This is a genomic window from Stenotrophomonas maltophilia group sp. SKK55, assembly GCF_057179845.1.
Window position 1 is genome coordinate 1 of record NZ_JBXUHP010000013.1, and the last position, 18,875, is coordinate 18,875.

The window sequence follows — 18,875 nt, forward strand, 5'->3', positions numbered from 1 at the left end:
CAAGCTGGTAGGCAGTTGATCAGATTGAATTGAGCTCTGACCGAATCGCCAAAGAAGAGGTGGACATTCGCCGCGGGGCCTATGTCCGCTATCGGCCAGGAGCGGACATTTTTCCTTAGCCCAGACTCGTGCTCATACCCGGCCATATCTACCCCGTCATTCAGTGGAAGGGAGACCATGCGTTTCAGAAGATCCTCACTAACTGCCTATTAGGCAGCAATCGCCGTATCTTGATGCCAGACGACCGGGTTGTAGTCCATCAGCGTCGCCCCGTCGGCGCCCCTGCTCAGCTCGATCGTAATGAGGCGGTCGGACTGGAACGCCGGCGCGAGCTCCAAGGCAAGGTAGTCGAACAATTGCTTCTCGTGCACGGCGATGATGACTTGGCGGCCATGCTCCTTCGACAGCGTTCTGAGCAGCGCGGCGAACTGGGCAATATGCACTTCGTCCATGCTTTGCACCGGATCGTCGATCACGAGCCACGGCAATAGCGGTTCGACGGATAGGTGCAGGGATAGAAATAGAGTCAACGCGGCGGTATTCAGGTTTCCTGCGCTCAGCATGGCACGGGGGTTGCCGCCCTTTCCGCCTGATCGATACAGCGTCTCAAGCACCGCCTCCACGGCACCAGTGGGGTTGCTCGGCAGCGCGAACGCAGGAACAAACGGTTCTTCCGGCGCAAGGCGCACGAACAGGTCTCGCCAAATCGAATTCAGCGAATCATTGAAGACCCTGCGGACAATGTCCGTCCGCGTGTCACGCGCCCGCTTCGCGAGCTCCCGTGCGTCCAATATCTGCTTCTCTGCCTTGTCTTTCTTCGTCGTCAGGTCGCCGATCCGACCTTCGAGAGTCCGGATGTCGTTCCTCAAGGAATCGTGGCGCCCACGCAGCGACTCGAGTTCCCGCAGCTGCGAGATCGCATTGCGCCGTGCCTGCAAGCGTTTCTCCAGTTCAACGTTTCGTGCCGCGATGTCCGCGGCCAAGCGCCCAACCGCTTCGACCACACCCTCGTTGTCCCCTGGACCCGCCGTGGCCAAGGTCTGCGCCAGACCACCTAGAGTTTCGCGTATCGACTCGCCTTGGAAATCACGCGATTGCAGGGCGACAAGGTCACGGTTCGCGGCGACGTTTTCCTCGGTCAACCTTTGTCCTGTGTGCGCGATTTCCTTCAATCCCGCGAGCACCTGGGAGAGTTCCGTCAGCTGCGCCAACCGTGTTTTCGCATTGTCGCGCACAGTCGAATCCAGTCGCTGGCTCGATAGCGTCTCACGCTGCCGCTGAGCCTCAGTCAAGGCCGCAATGGTTTGGGCGCGCTCGCGGGAAAGCGCCTGCAGGTGGCTGGCATGCCCACTGAGCTCGCTGACGCGCTCGGTCAGGTGCGCGCGCAGGTCGACCGCCGACACTTCGGCGAAGTCCCGCGCGCATACGGGGCAGTCGTTCGAGTGCACGTGCGGCAGGATCTCGCTCAGAGCCTTGGCGAGCTGACCGGCATTCTGTGTGTGTTCGGCAATCTGCTGTTCCAGGACGGCGCTGCGGGCTTGCGCGCGTTCGATCTCCTGATCGAGGCCGGCGAGCTTGGCGTCATCGGCGGCGGACCGCGCCAGCAACGCCGCAAGGCGTCCACGCTCGGCTTCGATGCTGCGCGCCACCGCCTCATGTTGGGCCGCAGGCCCGCTTTCGGCGCCGAGTTGCCGGTCAGGAAATAGCGCGGCGGCCTTCCCGATCGTCTGCTCCAGCCGCTGTCCGTCTTCAATCTCCCATGCTTCGAATGCGGAAGCCGCGTCCGCAGCCCTGACTTCTGCCTCGCCTCGCGCATGAACCGTGCCGTCCGCCATGGCGGTCCATTGCTGCTCGACGGCTCCGAGGCTACGACGCAATCCCGCCAGGCGTTGCAGCTCCCCCTCTTCGGACGTGCCACCGAGACGCTTCCTGAGCACAGCGAAGTCGGTCAGGTCTCCGGGCTCGATCGCGAGCAAGCCCAGCGCTTCGGCGACCGTCGCCATCGCCGTCGACTCGGCATGCGCAATCGCGGCGAGGTCAAGCTGCAGGCGTTCCAAGTCTCTGGAAAGCGCCGGGATGTTCTCCCTGGCTTCCCAGAACGCGGGCACCGTCGTACGCAGGCGGCGCACGTCGCCGGCATCGTGCAAGCCGTCGATCAATGCGTCCAGATGATCCAGACCTAGCAGATCCTTGACGAACTTGGTCAGCCTCGAATCGGATTTGCGGGCATCCTTGTCTTCATAGAGCTCCAACAGGCGCCCCAGCGTCGCCTGCGCCAGGAAGCAGCGTTCGCTGTAGAAACGAGACATCGTCCCGCCCAACAACGGAGCTCCGGCGATTGCCGTGCGGGACACCCGCAAGTCGGCATTTGCGCGAGATAGCGCCAGTCCATCGACATTGAGCTGGATGCGGCTTTCTGTGGCCTCCTTGTGCACCATATGCCCGATGTATTCCGGATCGACCCGAGCCAGAGATGGCACTTCTCCGGTCAAGCCCAGTTCGATCGCCGAAAGCAGGCTGGTTTTCCCCGCGCCGTTCTGGCCATGTATCAGCACCACGGGCGCATCGAGCGGCACGCTGAGGGAGCCGCGGATGCTGCGGAAGTCCGTCACGCTGATCGACGTGAGTCGGGTCATAGTGCTCCGTCCCCTTCACCGAGAGTCTTCTTGAGGATGTCGTGCAGCTTCGTCTGCACCGCGTCCGCACCCTGCGCAGCCACGTCGATCAATCCGCGAATCTGCGCGTCGATATCACTGGACACCGCTTGCACGGAAGCCAGCGGATCGACTACATCCTGGCTCGGCTGGGGCAGCGTGAGCGGCAGCAGGACCGCCAGCCAGTTCCTCAACGCGACGGCCGGATCCTGGTCGACTTGCGTGCCAACGGGCAGCACCCGCCCGACCTTGGTCATCGCGTCGATCACCTCGGCTTCCGGCCTTGGACCGGCAAGCACGACCGTGACCGGCCGTTTGGATCGCAGCACGTCGAGCGCCCTGCCGACGCCCTCGACCTTGCGCTGGATGCGCGCGGCAGCCTCGAACGCCGTGTCCGCGACGAGGATCAGATCGGCGGATCTGTCGGCGCCGACGAAAACCGCGGGGAAGTCGAACCCCAGTCCCGCCATCTTCAGGGGACCCGACAGCCGTCGATACCCGGCCGCCTCGAGGATGTCGCTGATGCGTTCCACTGGCGTGGTCGCGGTCATATCACAACTGCCTCACGGAATCGTTGCATAAGGTCGCCGGAGTCCGCCGCCTCCACCAGCAGATCGGCCACGCTGACTTCGCGCGGCGCGCGCTTGCCCGTTCGGCCCGGTGCTGCACGTGGTGAACGCGGCATCACCGCGGCGATCTCGGCGCCATGCAGCAGGATCGCGTCGGCCGCGACGTGCCCGTTGTGCTGGAGCTTCAGCGCGACATGGCTGTTCGCCGCAAACAATACGTTGGTGGCGCCCAGCGCCGATTCGATTGCAAGAACGCCCGAACCGGGGTCATCGACGTCGGTGCCGCCCAAGGCCCAGTGGCCGTCGCGCACACCCATGCCGAGGATACCAATCGCAACGGCGAGTTCGCGTAGACCCGACGCCGGGATCGCGGCGTTGCCATCGATGCGGTGCAGAGGAACATCGGTCAACGGGTGATACACCCGCGGCGTGTTCCCCACGTTGCCATCGCGATAGAGACTGATTAACCGGCTCGAGCCATCCACAAAAGCCCTGACAAACCCCAGCCTGTCGCCGTTTGCTTCATCGGCTACGAGATTGCGCAATTGCACGATCCCGGCACAAAGCTCGGCACGATCGGCACCGCTCAACGCGGTGGGCGCGATTTCCACTAGCTTGCACAGCTTCGCCGACAACACGTGAAGCACCAGCGCAACGAGCAACGGATTGGCATAGGCCCGGATCAGCGCACCGTCGGTGACCTGCTGCCGATTGCCGGGATTGAGGCTCGCCCGGTAGACGTTTTGCAGCATGCCATGCTGGTCCGCGCCAACCCGATCTCCCGAAAAGACGATGCTAGGCCGATCGCCAGGCCACGCCCACGGGGAGTGGTTTTGTGCGGCAGCAAACAACGCCTGGATGTTCGCGTCCTGTGCGGACAACCCCATCATCAGCGTAGGCTTGCTGATGATGATGCCGACCAGCTTGTTCACGAGCGCATGGTGCTCCGCGTGCGCGGCCCACCCATTGATCTGGGAGGCGCGGCCAATCAGGAATGGTCGATAGTGTGCCTCGTCCTGAACTGCCAGCGGCGCGCAGCCATGGAACTTGTAGAGCCATGCCCTCTGCGCGGGCTCCTGCAGGTTCTCGCGGCGGACACAGACGACGAGGCACGGTTGGCCGCCCGTCAGTTCGTCGGCCGCCTTTTCGATGAGTCCATCCCAGTTGGCCGTCGCGAGTTCCGTCACCGCGCCTTCCAGCACCAGCAAGGCCACGCACAGATGCTCCACGTCCGGTTCCGTCGCCGGATTGGCGTACGTCGCGGCGACGTCGACGCCGTCCCAGAGCAGGTAGTCCTCGGCTTCGTCCGCCACCTGCACGTCCAGCAGGCGCGCATAGTTGTTGATAAGCCTGTCGGTGATAGCGTTGGCATCGGGCCAGTCAGCAAACGCAACGGTGAAATCGACGCGGGCGCGCTCGTCCGCGGAGAGCGGAGCCAAGTCAAGCGCGTTGTCGATCGCGATCCTGAAGCGACAGTCGTCCCGTGTCGGATCGCTCCGCGCGCGGAGAAACTCCAGGACGCGGGGAATCACTTGTCGCAGGCCTTCCACGCGACCGAAGGAGATGCCTGATCCGAGCCAGAACGCGTACCGGCTTTCGGCTATGCCATTCGCGACTGTTAGGAACGGACCATCGAGCAGCGCGAGCGTCTGCCTAACGGATATCGTACTGGCATCAAGATTGGCCGCCATGACTATCGATGCTTCCCCTGAGTACAACGTGTCATCCGCACCGCCCCCCCACACCAACGTGCCTGCCGAACCGCCTGACCAGCATGGTGCCCCCCCAACTTACTCCGGCAGCTGACTATAAACCAGTCATGGTGGCCCGCATTGCCCCCCCAATCTCCTAGCCTTACTTCGGAACTAAGGCTACAAAGCCGGCGTGGGAGGAATGTCTGCTTAGGTCGGATGCCGCCATGGCGAGACGACTACTCAGGGGGCCCGCCTATGAGGTCAGACGCGGACATAGGTCCAGGACTTGAGGCCCAGGCGCTTAGCCCAAGTCTTGGCCGTCGCCTTGTCGCCGGCGCCGAGTAGACGCGTTCGATCCAACTGATCGATGAGCTGCCACTTGCCCTCGCTGCCTTGTTCTGCCGGCTCATCGAAGCAATAGAACTGCATCACATCCTGAGTCGTGGCCAAGTAGTAATCAGCTGTAATTGCCTTTGGTTTTCCATCAGCTCCGAGGCTAGTGTTGTACGAAATGGTTGGCTGACGCGGCATAGGCCGTACCTTGCGGATGTGACGTTGCTAACAACGATACCGGGAGGAGACACCCGCCACCACATGCAGGCCCTCTGTACCCCCAACTACTGTAGGCTATCGAATAGCTATGCACTAAAGCCCAAAACACCTTCGCGAGAAGTTTGAGCCTCTGCCGAATTGGACGTGGGCAAGAGACGGCTACGCTCGCGTCATGGGAGGCTACCAGGTGCCTCTCCTGACTCTAGGACGCTCGCCTGCGTAGCCGTTTAGCCTTCAGCATGGCCATTGGGCTAACGGTTGGGACAGGGACGAGAAAACTCAGCTGTTGCTCCAAGCCCAACGCTTTAAGGGTTGAGATCAGCGTGTGGACAGTTGATCCTTGCCCGCTCTCCAGTTGCACCAATGCCCTGCGAGAGATCCCTGCTTTGTCGGACAACGCTGCTTGCGACACATTGGCCAGAAGGCGGCGCGCCCTGATCCGCTTTCCTAGGGCCTCGGCAATTTCCTCAGGGGACTGGATTGGCATGTGACTCATTTGCGCGCAAATGTGCTCATTAGGGGTGTCTTCTCCCGTTGTGCGCGGAAAAGCGCGCAACTCTGGCACTTCCATAACTCATCGTAATGACGCGAAATCTCCCGCAGAATAGAAGCCTATATAAACAGATCCTACATACCTGCAGGTATCATGCGCACAACTGGCACCAGACTGCGCTCAATTGCTGGGATATATCATTGCCGCGGCCGGACCAACAAAGATGTTCGTCGTTGGCATTCTGGAGCAACTGATCGTCGTCAGTCAGCTGCAGCTACCTTGCGCGAACCGCTCGGAACTGCGCCACGGCCGCAGGCAGAACTTAGCAATGTCGACGACTGGATGAGAATAGCAACGATGCCCGCAAACTTGTGGCTCCTGCGATACACCTGTTCGCTGTGCGCGCCAAGCTCGCGCCGGGAGACGCACTCCCGTGCCTACGAGTAGGCTCACACGATAGACAGCGATCAGCCAGGAGAGCAAGGTTGGGCGCTCGCACCAACAATAGAGGCAGCATATGAAGCCGACGATCTTGGCACTTGACCTTGAGGGAACGCTCATCTCAAACGCAATCAGCCAGATTCCCAGGCCCGGACTCTACCGGTTCCTTGAGGAAGTCCAGGCGCTGTTTGATCAGCTGACGATGTTCACAACAGTTCCCGAAGATCGCTTTCGCAGCATCGCCGCGCTGTTGGCTCGCGAAGGCAGTACCCCGGCCTGGTTCGTGGAGCTGCCCTACATCAGGTGGTCGGGAAAGACGAAAGACCTACGTCTCGCCTCGCCAAATCTGGGCGAGGCAATACTACTCGATGATCACGGCCCTTATGTCCATCCTGGGCAGGAGCACCTTTGGGTCCAGGTCCCGTTGTTCGGTTCTCCCTATTCATCAGACGATGATGGCCTCAACCTGGTACTCCACCGTTTGCTTGATCGCACCCGTAATGCAGACGCTGACTTGCGCCCCCTAGCCCGGAGCGGAGACGCGTAGCCATGCGCAATCCATCTTTGGTTCAGCTCAGGCTCGCATGACTCGCTTCGCGCCCCCACGAGAGATCCTAGATTCCGCCGCAGCACGGCGCGAAAGTCTCGCCTCACAGTGGTTCAGTGCAGCACAGGTCAATGCCGGGCTAGACTTGAAGCTCGGCAGCGGCTGCCACAGTGCAAGCGAGTTGCGACGTCAGGGGAAGCTGCTGGGCGTGTATGTCACGCAACCCGTCGGCAGCTACCGCTACCCGACCTGGCAGTTCCGCCCAGATGGCCAGCCCTTTGAGCGATTAGTCGAGATCCTAGCAGTGTTGCGGGACTTTGGTCCTTTCCAGCGTGAGCCGGATGGTCTGCGTCGCAGTACCGGTTGGGGCGAGGCCGAGTGGTTCTTGTCGCCGCACGCGTTGCTTTTGGGCGCGGCACCGGCCGCGATGCTGAGTGTAGACCCAGCCCGCGTGTTGTATGCAGTGCACTGCGAGTTCGAAGAGGATGTCTGAGAGTGGCCTTACCGAGATGACTCAACGCTAGCGTCTACCCGACATCCTTCAATTGAAACTGAGTCTGGCAGTGCGGAACTAGTTGAGAGCGAATACGCGGAAGCCTACAGTCTGGCGGCTTGCAGGCCTCCAGCAATCCATGGCTATGCTCACCTGATGACGATGCAGCAGCCGCCAACCGCCGGGACAGAGGCTCAGCCAAGTTTCTGCGACGCGTACATCGAGGACAATCGTAGGGTGAATGTCTAAGCTTCCCCTTAGTTGAATCCAGGTCCATTGCAAGAACAGCGACTCTTATTCATCCCCCGTGATCTCATACGACGGAGACTGATGGGTCCAGGTCTGCATAAACCCGGTCAACCTCATCGACTTGTTACGCGGCCCAAGGTGAATGGCACCCGTTGTCTAGCTGATGGCGTCCTGCCCGTCCAAGTAAGATCGCACATCCCTAAGTTCGCTCAAGCCTCCGCGGCAAAGAAACTCCAGTACGGTGTTCCCAGCAAACATGGGTGCCATGTTCGGCCGCCTTATCCAGCCATCCGCCTGAATGGAGTCCGGCAGAAGGATATGAAGAGCTTTGTAGATGCCAAGTAGATAGCTAATCCGTATCAATATGTCGTCATCGATATGCTCGTAATCGCCTCGCACCCATGCCTCGTAAGAAGCATCAGGGGGACCTCCAAGCAACGTTCTCTGCTGGAGTCCCGACAGATCCCACCTCGCAGCGAGTTTGAAGAAGGCTCTTAATGCCGAGCCTGAAAGCTCTTCGCGACTGAGCTGATCTGTAGGGATGCTCATCATGTGCTCATCTACCAATCGACTTCTCTTAGAAGCACATCGTCGTGTGCCAAAACCCCACACCTACCAACGCGCCGTCATCCCATTCAACGGCCAGCAGCATGCCCATCCTATCGCAATCCACGAACTGCATCTCGTGCTGCGTTTTCTGACATGGCAACCGCTGTAGCGGTATGCATATCAGATTATCTGATACGTAATCAGATAATTTGTACACCACAAATATGAGAATGTGCTCTCTGTTTGCAATATGAAGGAGAGTGAGTGATGCTCGCCTACATGGTGCCCTTGTCGATACAAACGCTCGCACTTCGCGCAACGACTCCTGACCAGCTCGCCGAGCAGGTGGCGGAGGAGTACGGGCTCTATGTCCGGCTCTCAGAAGTCTGGATGCTGCTTGGCTACAACAGCATCGGCGCGGCCAGGCGTGCGGCATATGACAACCGACTGGGTGTAGCGACCTCAACCATCCCTGGGAGGAAGGGCCGCATGATCCGCTCCAGAGATCTCGCGCAATGGCTGTTCACCGCAGCGCGCAGCGCGGAGACCGTCAGCAATCCGCAGGCCACTCAATGATCCCAATCTTCCCATGGAGGACCTCCAGGTGAGCTAAGAACACTCTCTGGGGTAGAAAAGACAAACCCCGGCTGGCAGGCCGGGGTCTGTTTGAGGCGCAGCGATGAGTACCGCTATGCCGAATCTACCCCCTTACCCCGATAAGAATCAACCCCTAGGCATTCCGGGAGGGAGGCGGCTGCCCGCCTCCCAGTAGATAGGCAGGGCTCCATGAATCAAGAAGAACTGGCCGAGCGTCTGCGGGAGCATGAGGGCCTAACTGTCGAACAGCGAGAGCACATCCTTGAGATGGCTAGCTCGAGTCCAGCGCGGAAGCCAGGAAAGGGTGCGCTGAACAACGTTGTGACCCACTTCAACTCAGTGAAATGTGGCCAGCTGATCACGCTGGAGAGTCATACCGTTGAACATCTGTTCGCGCTGACTCTGGAGCTGGATCCGGATGTGCTTGGCTACTTCCCGCAGGTCGCCTGTAAGGGAGTGAGACTTGGCAGTCATGTAAGGAGCGGCACCTTGGATTTTCTGGTCGTCCGCACCCGTCGCGTTGAGCTGGTCGAATGCAAGGCCGCCTCCGCTCGTGACAGCTTGCTTACGGCAAAGTCCGGTGAATGGATTGATGTCGATGGAAATCTTCAGAACCTTGCCTATGGTCCTTGGGCAAGGCAGCGCGGCATGGAGCACGTCCTGTGGCTCAGTCCGTCCCGCGTCGACACGCCACTTCGGAACCTGCAGGTCATCTATAACGAAGTGCGCATGGTACCTGCCGACGCGGCTCAAGTCTTGGGCAGGCGCATCCATGCGCATCTCGCCGACGGCCCCAAGAGCCTCGATTGGATGATTGAGACTATCGAGGGATTCAACCTGAGCCAGGCGGCGCTTTTGCTTGGAACCCGCTGGGCCTTCGGTCCAGTTGAGCATGTTCCGCTCACGGACACGAGCAACTTCTTTTTAACCTTGAGTCAGGCTCAGGCTATTGAGATAGGAAGCAACTTCTTTGAGGTTGCCAGGCACTCTCGCAATCAACTGAACTCTGCGTTCGCAACGGCGACGCTAGTCGACGCCACCCACGCCGAAAAGCGGCTGGCATTGATTCAATCCGCGCATGCGAAGGGTACAGCCGTCCCCAAACACCTGCGTGGGGTAGCGCGGAATGTAGCCGAGGCGCGAAGCAGAGGTGAAAACGAACTTGAGCAGTGCCTTACCAGATTTCATGCAAGCGGCAACCGAATGAGCCGGCTTACCCCCGTTCAGGAGAAGCGGACGGCTGAGGCAATTCGCGCATACGCCGCAGGCAAGTATTCACAGAAGAAGGACGCATACGCTGCGCTCAAGGAGGCCTGTGAATCTGACGGCGAGTCGCCACAGAGCCGCCAGGCCTTCGAACGCAGGCTCGCTGATCCGCGCCTGGAGCTGCGTAAGGTCCTTGCAACGCAGGGAATGCGTGGCTACCAAAAGCAACGGCCGCGCTCGGACGCGCGCGACCGGTCGGGTACAGCCTTAGCTAAACATGCAGTCCTGCACGTCGACAGTACCAAAGTTGACGTCAGGGTGGTGCGCGACGATGGAATGAGTGCAAGCGCAGAGTCCCCTCTGATTTATCTAGGAACAGATGAGGCGACTGATTTGCCAATGGCGCATTCCGTTGTCTTCGGGCCAGCACGGCGCGATGGTTTGGCCATCCTGATACGGAACTACGTCCGCAGACATGGACGACTGTTCAACAGCATCTTTGTCGATCGGGGAACGGAGAATCAGTCGCACTTTCTCATAGCTCTGGCTTTGCGATATCAGTTCTCAATCCATATCTGCCCAACGGCAGGTTCGAGGTTCAACTCGAACGTAGAGCGATACTTTAAAAGGTTCAATTCCCAAGTCAGCCATGAGCTTGTCGGCAGCACCGATCCCGACAAGGCGGGTCGGGGCGTGGACGGGAAGTTCAAGAGCTACAACACTGCCAGGCACTGCTTTGAAACCGTTCATACGGTGGCCAAGGAAACGCTCTATGAGCACTTCCCGAGCGTTCCTGTACAAGGCTTCGCAAGTCCGGCTGAACGTGCAGCCCACGCAGATCTTCTCTTTCCTAGTGCCGGCCTGCACGCGTTGGTTGACGAAGAATTCCTCTTCAGAACCGCGATCCCGCACAGCAATAACAAGTATGTACCCGGACGAGGGTTCGAGGTGAATGGTCGGTATTTTCACTCCAATGAACTGAGGGAGCTCGACGCGTCATTCGATGTTGAGCAGCTTCGAACAGATCCGGAGGACCCGAGCTTCATCTGGGTTAGGACGAATCGTGGACTGTTCAAGGCGTTCTGCAACTTGATCGGGCCTCTAGCCAATTCCACCCTGATTGAGCGGTCGTTCAGGGGTATGTATGACCAGCTCTACGCGCCATCGCTCCGCGAAGCAAAGCAGACCGCAAGGCACGCTCAGGCGATGCGTACGGCAGCCGCGAACGCGAAGCCCAACACCGCGGCTCATCCCAAGCCGGGGGAGGCGGACTCCAGTAGCCTCCCTTCGCAATCAAATGACGCTCTTGACGAGATCGCTCTGCGCGGAATCAAGAAGCGAGCCATGGATGACTTTGACGACATTGAGTCGCCGTAGCTTGTGTAATCGGGGGCAAGCCCGCGCCAGTCATTCAAATTCACAGGAACCGATAGTGGACAGCAACTCTGGAATTCCTTTTGTGAATCATAGCCGCATGAGGACGGCTTACTCCGAACTCTTGAATGCCATCCAAGGTGCGCGCCCAGGTACGTTCGTCTGGGCATTGGCTCCTTCTGGCTCGGGCAAGAGTGAGATCAGAAAAGCTATTCTTCCCGTCCTTGCCGGGAAGCAGAGCCTCTGGCCAGCTGGCACGCTTCCTTTGATATCGGTGCGTGCAATGGCCAATGATCGGGGAAAGTTCAACTCCAAGGATCTCACGCTGCGCCTCCATCACGCCGTGGTGGAACCCGACTTCGGCTGGCTGGAGAACAAGGACCGATCGGTCAGTACTGATGCGCACCATGTCCAGGCGGAGGCAGAGGTAAACAATCAGCTGTGGAAGAGAGTGAGGGCAACGCAGTCGCAGCCGAGATTGCAGCACAGCTTCGAATCTGTGGCGAAACAACGTCAACTTAAGTACATCTTCCTGGAAGAAGCGGCAACCTTGACGATGGTGCATCTTCATCAAACCAGCTATGGGTACATGTCGAACCTTGTGCGACTGATTGAAGAAATCGGCTGCGTCATAGTGATGCTGGCTACCCACACTGCGGAGAGTTTGTGGGCGGGACACCCCGACGTCTGGAATCGATCCCGGTTCGTCTACATCCGGCCGTATAACCTGAAGAATTCCCAAGACGAGCGGGATTTCGTTGCAGTGCTGAAGGGTATCGGGCAGAGCTTCAACCTGTCCGATCCCAAGCTCCTCGTTAAGAATACTGATTTGATGTACGCCAATGGTGCTGGCGTGTTCGGTCCCACTATCGACGTCGTCCATAGGGCTGAGCTCCGCCGAAAGAATGAGGGAGCGAACAGCATCACTGAAGCGCACTTGCACGCCAGCTCCTCAAGCGAGAAGGAGCTTGGAACCGTGTGGAGCAGCGTGCTGGCCTTCAACAAGCTTGCGGATCAGAGGCCCTTGAATGGTGAGAAAAGAATTGCTGACTTCCTGAAGCGCATGGGTACGGGGGAGTAGAGCGAAAATGACTACGGCACACATGCGGTATCGGTGGACAGCACTGCCGCCAATTGCACCGATCGACGGAGCCACCGCCCAGACTGAGTCACTTGGAGGGTACTTCCAGAGGATGTGCGAAACGACCGGGTTTACAAAGACACACCTCGCAGGAGTGCTTGACAAAGTTGCGGGTCAGCCAAGAAATGGACTGAGTGAGCGAAATAGCTTCGTGGGACCAGGGCAGGTGAGCCTTAACCGCGCGCGCGCGCTAGAGCAGCTGACTAACCAACGCCTGGTCGGCTGCACGCTCTCGCCTTTCATTAATGTCCTGCAGATGCGGGATGGCGGCCTTGCTGGCATCAATCGCCGCTGGTGTCCTGAGTGCCTGCTGGAGGCTGGCGAGAGTAACGGTCTAAGTGAGAGGCTCATCTGGAACTTCCTTCACTACTCGCATTGCTCCTTGCACTCAGTCAGAATCATTGATCGCTGCCAAGAATGCGGCAACAGTCAACAGTTGCGAAGGGGCAACGCGGCCTCGTGCGCCTATTGCGGTTGCAGCCTAGCGCGCGCAACCACGCACGAGAGGCCGAGCGCACTTCAGTCCTGGGCCAACGCCTCGATCGAGGACGTCGTACGCTGGACCGCAACCAACCCTGATGTGGTTATTCCTGCGGAGAACTATCAACGTTTCTTTGATGGGCTCCTTCAAGATGGGACATTGGATAGGCTGAAGATCGTTCATAACAGGTTCTGGAGGGATGCAATTCGCTTCAGACGAACTACCACCACTTTCAGAACGCTACTCAACCTATCCGCCATCAAATCTGTTGACATTATCGGAATTTTGACCGAACCAGTTCCGGCCTCATCGACTTCATTGTTTCCAGGCCATGAGGTGGACGGTGAGATCGCGTTTGATCTAGAGGACTGGGGGGCTCAGGCGAGGAAATTCGAAGTCGTGCTCCACGCGCTCTGCAAGGCCAATACGCGTGTGTTCCCTAGCCAGCAGTTCCTTAGCCTATTGTTGGTTTCTAAACGAAAAAGTTCTATCCACCGTGCGCCGTCATTCAGCGTCTACCTAGATCTTCAGAGGCAGCCTGGCCAGGACCTTCTTGCGGGTCGGAACATGGCGAGCAGAATTATGGCCCTGTCCATGACCCTGCTTAAAAGCGGCATGCGCGAGCGGGGCGTAGCAAGTGAAGTTCTGAAGAGATTCGCCATTTCGGCAGAGATCGCTAGAGAGTGCGCCCGGACCGCAGTTGTTATTACAAAGGCCATGCGCTCTCCGGCCTTCCGAGCTTCCGGTGATCCCTTCCCGTGCCGCTGAAGAAGGCCAGAAGAAGACATCACTTCCCTGCGCAGCCGAGCGGGTTGTTCAACCGCGGGGTTCTACCCCGATATCACGGACGGTTCTAAAAGAGCTGCAACCTTCTGGTCCTGCCTGGCGACCCTTCGTCGCATCCTTGGGTTATGGCGTCGCTCTATGTAGTCAAACGCATCCGCTCGTGCTGCATACTTTGTGGCGCAGTTCGTTCGATAGATCCGCTCACGCTTGAGTGGCCCAAAGAGGGCTTCGCAGGTCGCGTTGTCGCCACAATGACCCACAGCGCTCATCGAGCAGATCAACCCGTTAGCCGCTAGATGCCCCTGGTAGTCGCGGCTGCGGAACTGGCTGCCTCGATCCGAATGCAGGATTACCTCATCGCTTCCTTGACGCTGCCGCACCGCTATCTGCACAGCCCGGGTCACCATCTGGCGATCCTGTCGATCGTGTATTGACGAGCCCATGATGCGCTGGTCGTACAGATCCAGCACGATCCCCAGATACAGCTTGCCCTGCTGGGTCTCGATCTCGGTAATATCTGTCCCCCACTTGGTTTCCGGCTCCAGCGCGAGAAAATCGCGTTCAAGCAGATTGACCCCCCCCGGCGGTGTCCTGGCCGGAGTTGCGTGCCGCCCGCGACGCTTGCGGTGTGGCCAACCCTGCAGGCCGTCGGCGGCCATCCGGCGCGCTACCCGGCCAGCGTTGCTGACGGCGGCGACAAGGCGCGCATCCGTCAGCCATGAGAGCGGGCCCTGAATGACAGGCTTTGAAATTCCGAGAACACTGCAAATTCGGATTGGTGGCTACAGCCCAGTTTCCAGATATGAGAAGTTGATTGACTCAAGGCAGCAGATGGACAGCGCTGCTGGAAGAGAAGGCTACGCCAGGTCGTTCCCGAAAGAATTGGCGATCCGGGGACATCAGTGTTACGAATTGCGATAACAAACTGTTGTCCTTCATGAGGGCCTTCGCCAATCAAACTCCGCCACCATGTACAAGCGCAATCACCGCATTGACCGAATAGGGCCTGCCACTTCATCGCGCGTCGGTGCGCTGAAAGGCACTGCTACCAGTGGTACCCCCTGCCTTCGCTGGGGGATGGATCCGACGTCGCCCCTTACTTGCCTGAGGGACCGGGGAACCAAAAGGCGATGGGCGTACGAGGGTTGCCGGAACGTCCAATTTCCCTGAATTGAGTAGAATCTGCCCAGGTAGATAGGGGCTGTCAGCCGGCCATCGTCGTGCTGCAGTTTGGGACAGGAGGCGGCTACGCCGCCATGAGCACAAGGAGACATCAGGGTGTATTTGGCAGAGCTGTCTATCTCGAACTTTCGCAAGATCAACAACGCTGTACTGCACTTCCAAAGTGGACTGAACGTCCTGGTTGGTGCGAATAACGCGGGCAAGACCGCCATTGTCGATGCGCTGAGGTCTCTCCTTGCCGGGCACGATGAACCTTACCCGCGGTTGGACTCAGACGATATTCATCGGCCGAAGACAGGATCGCCTAGCGGCAACATCGTGTTCAAGTACATCTTCCGAGGGTTGAGCCCCGATGATGAAGCTGACTTCATGACTGCCCTGAAGCCTGCCAAGGACGGGCAGATGGAGGCGCATATCACCATCAGCTTCTCCGAGGCGGATAAGACGGGGCGACTTAGAGCGAAGCGCTGGTGCGGAGACCATGATGATGTCGGCTTGACAGCGGACATGATGGAAAACCTTCGTGGCGTCTATCTACAGCCCCTGCGCGATGCTTCTCAGGCTCTTAGGCCCGGCCGCACAAGCCAGCTGTCCCGACTGTTTCAGCTGCTCGTTGATGACGATGGCAAGATCGAGATCAATAAGGCACTGAAGCTGCTGGATGATGAGCTCAAGACGAAAGCGCCGATTGTGAGCACCCATAAGGCGATAACGACTCGCCACTCCGAGATGTTGGGGCCACAGCTGTCCCAGCTGCTCGAGCTGGGGGTTAGCGTCAGCGATTTCCAACGCCTGGCTTCGCGTCTCTCTCTTACCGTAGATCTGTTCGAGCTTGAGCAAAATGGGCTCGGATTCAACAATCTGATCTTCATGGCGGTCGTTCTCAGCGAGCTGACCAAGAACCCGCAAGCTAGCTATCGAGGCCTGATCATTGAGGAGCCCGAGGCACATCTGCATCCCCAATTGCAGGCTGTGCTCCTGGGATACTTTGAGACCATCAAGGCAGTGGACAAAGAGAAGCCTGTCCAGCTGTTCGTTACCAGCCACTCACCCAACTTTGCCAGCATCGCCAACCTCGACAGTCTCACCTGTCTTGTTGACACCGGAATCAAGGTGGAGACTTTCTTTCCCCGAGACATCAAGTTTTCTGTCGGAAAGCGTGAGAAGCTTGAGCGCTATTTGGACGTCACTCGGGCTGAGCTTTTCTTTGCGCGCCGCGCAATCCTGGTCGAGGGTGCTGCGGAATTGGTCCTTGTCAGTGTGCTCGCCGAGAAGTGCGGTCACGATCTACGTAAGCATGGGGTAAGCCTCATCAGCGTTGAAGGTCTCAACTTCGACTCATTCATTCCACTGTTCGGCGAGAAGGCGCTGAAGATTCCTGTCTCCGTACTTACGGATGCGGACCCAACAGGTCCGAGTGAAGAGGATGAAGAGGAAGAGGAAAAGGGCGATGGCAGCGCAGAAGCAGACGACCATGCGCCGGAAGATGGGACCTCAAGTGGAAAGAAGAAGGCGGCCCCTGTCTACCCTTCGATCGGCGACAAGGTGCAGGTGTCCGCCAACACCTTGAATATGCTCAGGTTCGCGGATTCATATCTCAAGATCTTCCATGGGCTGAAGACGCTTGAGTATGACTTGGCCTTGTACGCCAGCAATCGCAAGATCATGCTTGCGGCGCTTAAGGAGCTACACCCGAAGATTTCTGCGAACCTGGAGAAGAAGGTAGACGCCGCTACGGGAGATGCAGAGAAGGCTCGCGTACTGTTCAGCGGGATGTTCGAGAGGAAGAACGGAAACGTCCAGAAGGGGCGCTTTGCACAAGCTTTGGCGTACCTGATCGCCAAGGCGAAAAAGGAAGAATTCACTGTTCCGGAGTATATCCAGGCTGCAGTCGAGCACGCTTGTCAGCCTGGCCCGAAGAAGGCTGAAGACGAATGAGCACGGATACTACTCCTTCAGTTGAACAGGGTGAGATCATCACGGCACCATTGCATCCGATGTCGGTCATTGCTTGCGCGGGAAGTGGGAAGACCTTCACGGCTGTACGTAGGCTGGCCCACATACGTCAATGCCTCGGTGATCACCGGGGCCGGGTTGCGCTCCTGTCCTTCTCGAACATCGCCGTGGAGACCTTCAGGCGCGAGTACCAGGCACTCGCAATGGGATCGCTCAAGATCCCGTCCCACCAGCGTGTCGAGATCGACACATTGGACGGGTTCATTACGACAAATATTCTGCGACCCCACGCCCATCGGACGATGGGGTGTACCACGACCCCGTTCTTGCTATCAGGGAGCGAGTCATTCCTTCTAGGTAAGGACTATCGCTTCTGGGTGGAATCGCCGAGAACCGATAGCTACCCAGTGCCCCAAGGGCATATCCATCGCGTTGTCATAGGCCCTTCTGGAGCTGCAACGGGCTTCTTCTATCAGAACTCCGGCATGCTGGCGAGGATCAACAATGGCCCAAAGGTTGCCGCAGCATTGGGAAAACTGGGGGCTTACACCCACGAGCTGGCGCGCTACTGGGTCGACCTTACCCTCCGCGAACAACCCGAGATCCTCCGAGTCCTTGCGCGTCGCTATCCCCACATCCTCATTGATGAAGCCCAGGATATCGGCATTCTGCACCAGGTGATCATTGAGAGGCTCAGCCAAGCAGGCTCTCAGATTTCCCTTATTGGGGATCCCAATCAAGGCATCTACGAGTTCATGGGCGCGACCGGCTCGTTCCTGTCCAGCTACCACAGCAAACCCGGTGTTTCTGCGGCCGCCCTGACGCGGAACTATCGGTCCGTGCCGGCCATACTCGATCTCGCCAACGCAATCTCGGCACGTACGGACGATCCGGATAGGACAGCGCCACCTACGCTCCACGGGGCCTACTTCGTTCCGTACACGACTGCCGATACGAAGAAGGTCATGGCGGCCTTCCAGGCAACACTGGTCTCCGCTGGGTTGGACCCAGCACGCTCCGCCGTGCTCTGCCGCGCACGCAAGTGGGCCAACGAGCTGGCTGGGCATGAGGGTGCGCCTGGCGTGGGAACGACCAAGATCCTTGCCCAGGCAGCGATGGCGCGCGATATCCACTCCGACTACTCAACAGCATTCAGACTCGTGGCAACTGCCATCATGGGTTTGACCGACAACGCGCCCAAGGGCATCGTTGCTCGCCTGACTCAGCCTGCCAGGTACCCAGAGGAACGAGCACTTCGTCGTGTCATTTGGGCTTTTACGCGAGATCCGGTCTCGGGCCTGCCCAGCGCGGCGCTGCCCGCTGTTAGCGATTGGCAGCCGGCACTGTTGCAACGTATAAGGGTCCTGATGACCAATCTGAGCACAGCCCACGGTCTCAACCACACATCGTCCACGCTCGGTGCTCGGCTCTCGAAGAGGAGTTTGCCCGGCTCACCGCTAATGAGCCCGCCTGACCTAGGTGCCGATCAGCCCTTGCGGGTCAAAATCAGTACCGTGCACCAGGTCAAAGGCGAAAGCCTGGATGCCGTCCTCTACATGGCAACGAAACCGCATGTATCTGCACTGCTAGGCGGAGGTTCCACCGAGGACGGGCGAATCGGGTACGTGGCTGTGACCCGGGCAAGGGATCTGCTGTGGTTGGCTGTCCCTGCAACAGCTTTGAAGAGCCTTCGTGCCGATCTCCAAGCAAAGGGCTTCAAGGACGCAACCGCTACGGCTGCAACCCCAACGGCCGGACATGACAACGGTTCCCTCTGAATGGGCGTATTGGACAGGAACCCAACGCGGCACTGGAATCAACGTCAACGCAGGGAATGAAGCTGAATGGGAGCAAGCATAGGTTTTCCGCTAGATCGGACCTGAATACGCTTCCCTCGATGGAACTGGGTTC

The 18,875-nt window shown here is 58.8% G+C and carries 13 protein-coding genes and 1 pseudogene; 8 read left to right on the forward strand and 6 right to left on the reverse strand.

What is annotated here, in order from left to right; genetic code table 11:
- Positions 1 to 209: 209 nt before the first annotated feature.
- From AC2A1N_RS07525 to AC2A1N_RS07545, 5 genes are all read right to left on the reverse strand, one after another.
- Positions 210 to 2,636, reverse strand: a complete 2,427-nt coding sequence (locus tag AC2A1N_RS07525) for an AAA family ATPase (RefSeq protein ID WP_484371921.1) — start codon at positions 2,634 to 2,636, stop codon at positions 210 to 212.
- A complete protein-coding gene (locus AC2A1N_RS07530) occupies positions 2,633 to 3,205 on the reverse strand; it encodes a hypothetical protein (RefSeq protein WP_005420877.1) in 573 nt (190 codons plus the stop codon). The genes AC2A1N_RS07525 and AC2A1N_RS07530 overlap by 4 nt, the downstream gene beginning before the upstream one ends.
- The gene (locus AC2A1N_RS07535) at positions 3,202 to 4,914 is read right to left on the reverse strand and encodes an SIR2 family protein (protein WP_005420879.1); all 1,713 of its coding nucleotides are present in this window, start codon (positions 4,912 to 4,914) and stop codon (positions 3,202 to 3,204) included. Before AC2A1N_RS07535 ends, AC2A1N_RS07530 begins: the two co-directional genes overlap by 4 nt.
- Before the next feature lie 264 nt (positions 4,915 to 5,178).
- On the reverse strand, positions 5,179 to 5,448 hold the full coding sequence (locus AC2A1N_RS07540) for a hypothetical protein (RefSeq protein ID WP_134970386.1): 270 nt from the start codon (positions 5,446 to 5,448) through the stop codon (positions 5,179 to 5,181).
- Positions 5,449 to 5,671: 223 nt separating this feature from the next.
- The gene (locus AC2A1N_RS07545) at positions 5,672 to 6,040 is read right to left on the reverse strand and encodes a helix-turn-helix domain-containing protein (RefSeq protein WP_134970384.1); all 369 of its coding nucleotides are present in this window, start codon (positions 6,038 to 6,040) and stop codon (positions 5,672 to 5,674) included.
- Between the two features lie 439 nt (positions 6,041 to 6,479).
- Between AC2A1N_RS07545 and AC2A1N_RS07550 the strand changes: the two genes are divergently transcribed.
- The 6 genes from AC2A1N_RS07550 to AC2A1N_RS07575 all read left to right on the forward strand — a co-directional run bounded on the left by AC2A1N_RS07550 (position 6,480) and on the right by AC2A1N_RS07575 (position 13,808).
- The gene (locus AC2A1N_RS07550; RefSeq protein WP_005420884.1) at positions 6,480 to 6,950 is read left to right on the forward strand and encodes an NIF family HAD-type phosphatase; all 471 of its coding nucleotides are present in this window, start codon (positions 6,480 to 6,482) and stop codon (positions 6,948 to 6,950) included.
- A 37-nt stretch (positions 6,951 to 6,987) separates the two neighbouring features.
- Positions 6,988 to 7,443 (forward strand): hypothetical protein, encoded by a 456-nt coding sequence (locus AC2A1N_RS07555; protein WP_005420886.1) that lies wholly within the window; start codon positions 6,988 to 6,990, stop codon positions 7,441 to 7,443.
- A 1,065-nt stretch (positions 7,444 to 8,508) separates the two neighbouring features.
- The gene (locus AC2A1N_RS07560) at positions 8,509 to 8,817 is read left to right on the forward strand and encodes a hypothetical protein (RefSeq protein WP_005420891.1); all 309 of its coding nucleotides are present in this window, start codon (positions 8,509 to 8,511) and stop codon (positions 8,815 to 8,817) included.
- A gap of 210 nt (positions 8,818 to 9,027) precedes the next feature.
- Positions 9,028 to 11,421 carry a transposase gene (locus AC2A1N_RS07565; RefSeq protein WP_032954698.1) on the forward strand — a complete coding sequence of 798 codons (2,394 nt, stop codon included), beginning with the start codon at positions 9,028 to 9,030 and terminating at the stop codon, positions 11,419 to 11,421.
- 55 nt (positions 11,422 to 11,476) lie between these two features.
- Positions 11,477 to 12,499 carry a P-loop NTPase family protein gene (locus AC2A1N_RS07570; RefSeq protein WP_227832894.1) on the forward strand — a complete coding sequence of 341 codons (1,023 nt, stop codon included), beginning with the start codon at positions 11,477 to 11,479 and terminating at the stop codon, positions 12,497 to 12,499.
- 22 nt (positions 12,500 to 12,521) lie between these two features.
- On the forward strand, positions 12,522 to 13,808 hold the full coding sequence (locus AC2A1N_RS07575; RefSeq protein ID WP_072167341.1) for a TniQ family protein: 1,287 nt from the start codon (positions 12,522 to 12,524) through the stop codon (positions 13,806 to 13,808).
- Positions 13,809 to 13,870: 62 nt separating this feature from the next.
- Here the strand turns inward: AC2A1N_RS07575 and AC2A1N_RS07580 are convergent.
- Positions 13,871 to 14,512, reverse strand: a pseudogene (locus AC2A1N_RS07580) (IS3 family transposase); the annotation flags it as partial.
- 592 nt (positions 14,513 to 15,104) lie between these two features.
- Here AC2A1N_RS07580 and AC2A1N_RS07585 point away from each other — a divergent pair.
- Complete coding sequence (locus AC2A1N_RS07585; RefSeq protein ID WP_005420904.1) at positions 15,105 to 16,946, forward strand: ATP-dependent nuclease; 1,842 nt, start codon at positions 15,105 to 15,107, stop codon at positions 16,944 to 16,946.
- Positions 16,943 to 18,742, forward strand: coding sequence for a UvrD-helicase domain-containing protein (locus AC2A1N_RS07590; protein ID WP_005420906.1), 1,800 nt, complete (start codon positions 16,943 to 16,945; stop codon positions 18,740 to 18,742). The genes AC2A1N_RS07585 and AC2A1N_RS07590 overlap by 4 nt, the downstream gene beginning before the upstream one ends.
- The last annotated feature ends 133 nt before the right edge of the window (positions 18,743 to 18,875 follow it).

Bases quoted from the DNA above. Each gene is read 5' to 3' on its own strand.
- AC2A1N_RS07525 (WP_484371921.1), bottom strand. From the start codon at position 2,636: ATGACCCGACTCACGTCGATCAGCGTGACGGACTTCCGCAGCATCCGC.
- AC2A1N_RS07530 (WP_005420877.1), bottom strand. From the start codon at position 3,205: ATGACCGCGACCACGCCAGTGGAACGCATCAGCGACATCCTCGAGGCG.
- AC2A1N_RS07535 (WP_005420879.1), bottom strand. From the start codon at position 4,914: ATGGCGGCCAATCTTGATGCCAGTACGATATCCGTTAGGCAGACGCTC.
- AC2A1N_RS07540 (WP_134970386.1), bottom strand. From the start codon at position 5,448: ATGCCGCGTCAGCCAACCATTTCGTACAACACTAGCCTCGGAGCTGAT.
- AC2A1N_RS07545 (WP_134970384.1), bottom strand. From the start codon at position 6,040: ATGGAAGTGCCAGAGTTGCGCGCTTTTCCGCGCACAACGGGAGAAGAC.
- AC2A1N_RS07550 (WP_005420884.1), top strand. From the start codon at position 6,480: ATGAAGCCGACGATCTTGGCACTTGACCTTGAGGGAACGCTCATCTCA.
- AC2A1N_RS07555 (WP_005420886.1), top strand. From the start codon at position 6,988: ATGACTCGCTTCGCGCCCCCACGAGAGATCCTAGATTCCGCCGCAGCA.
- AC2A1N_RS07560 (WP_005420891.1), top strand. From the start codon at position 8,509: ATGCTCGCCTACATGGTGCCCTTGTCGATACAAACGCTCGCACTTCGC.
- AC2A1N_RS07565 (WP_032954698.1), top strand. From the start codon at position 9,028: ATGAATCAAGAAGAACTGGCCGAGCGTCTGCGGGAGCATGAGGGCCTA.
- AC2A1N_RS07575 (WP_072167341.1), top strand. From the start codon at position 12,522: ATGCGGTATCGGTGGACAGCACTGCCGCCAATTGCACCGATCGACGGA.
- AC2A1N_RS07590 (WP_005420906.1), top strand. From the start codon at position 16,943: ATGAGCACGGATACTACTCCTTCAGTTGAACAGGGTGAGATCATCACG.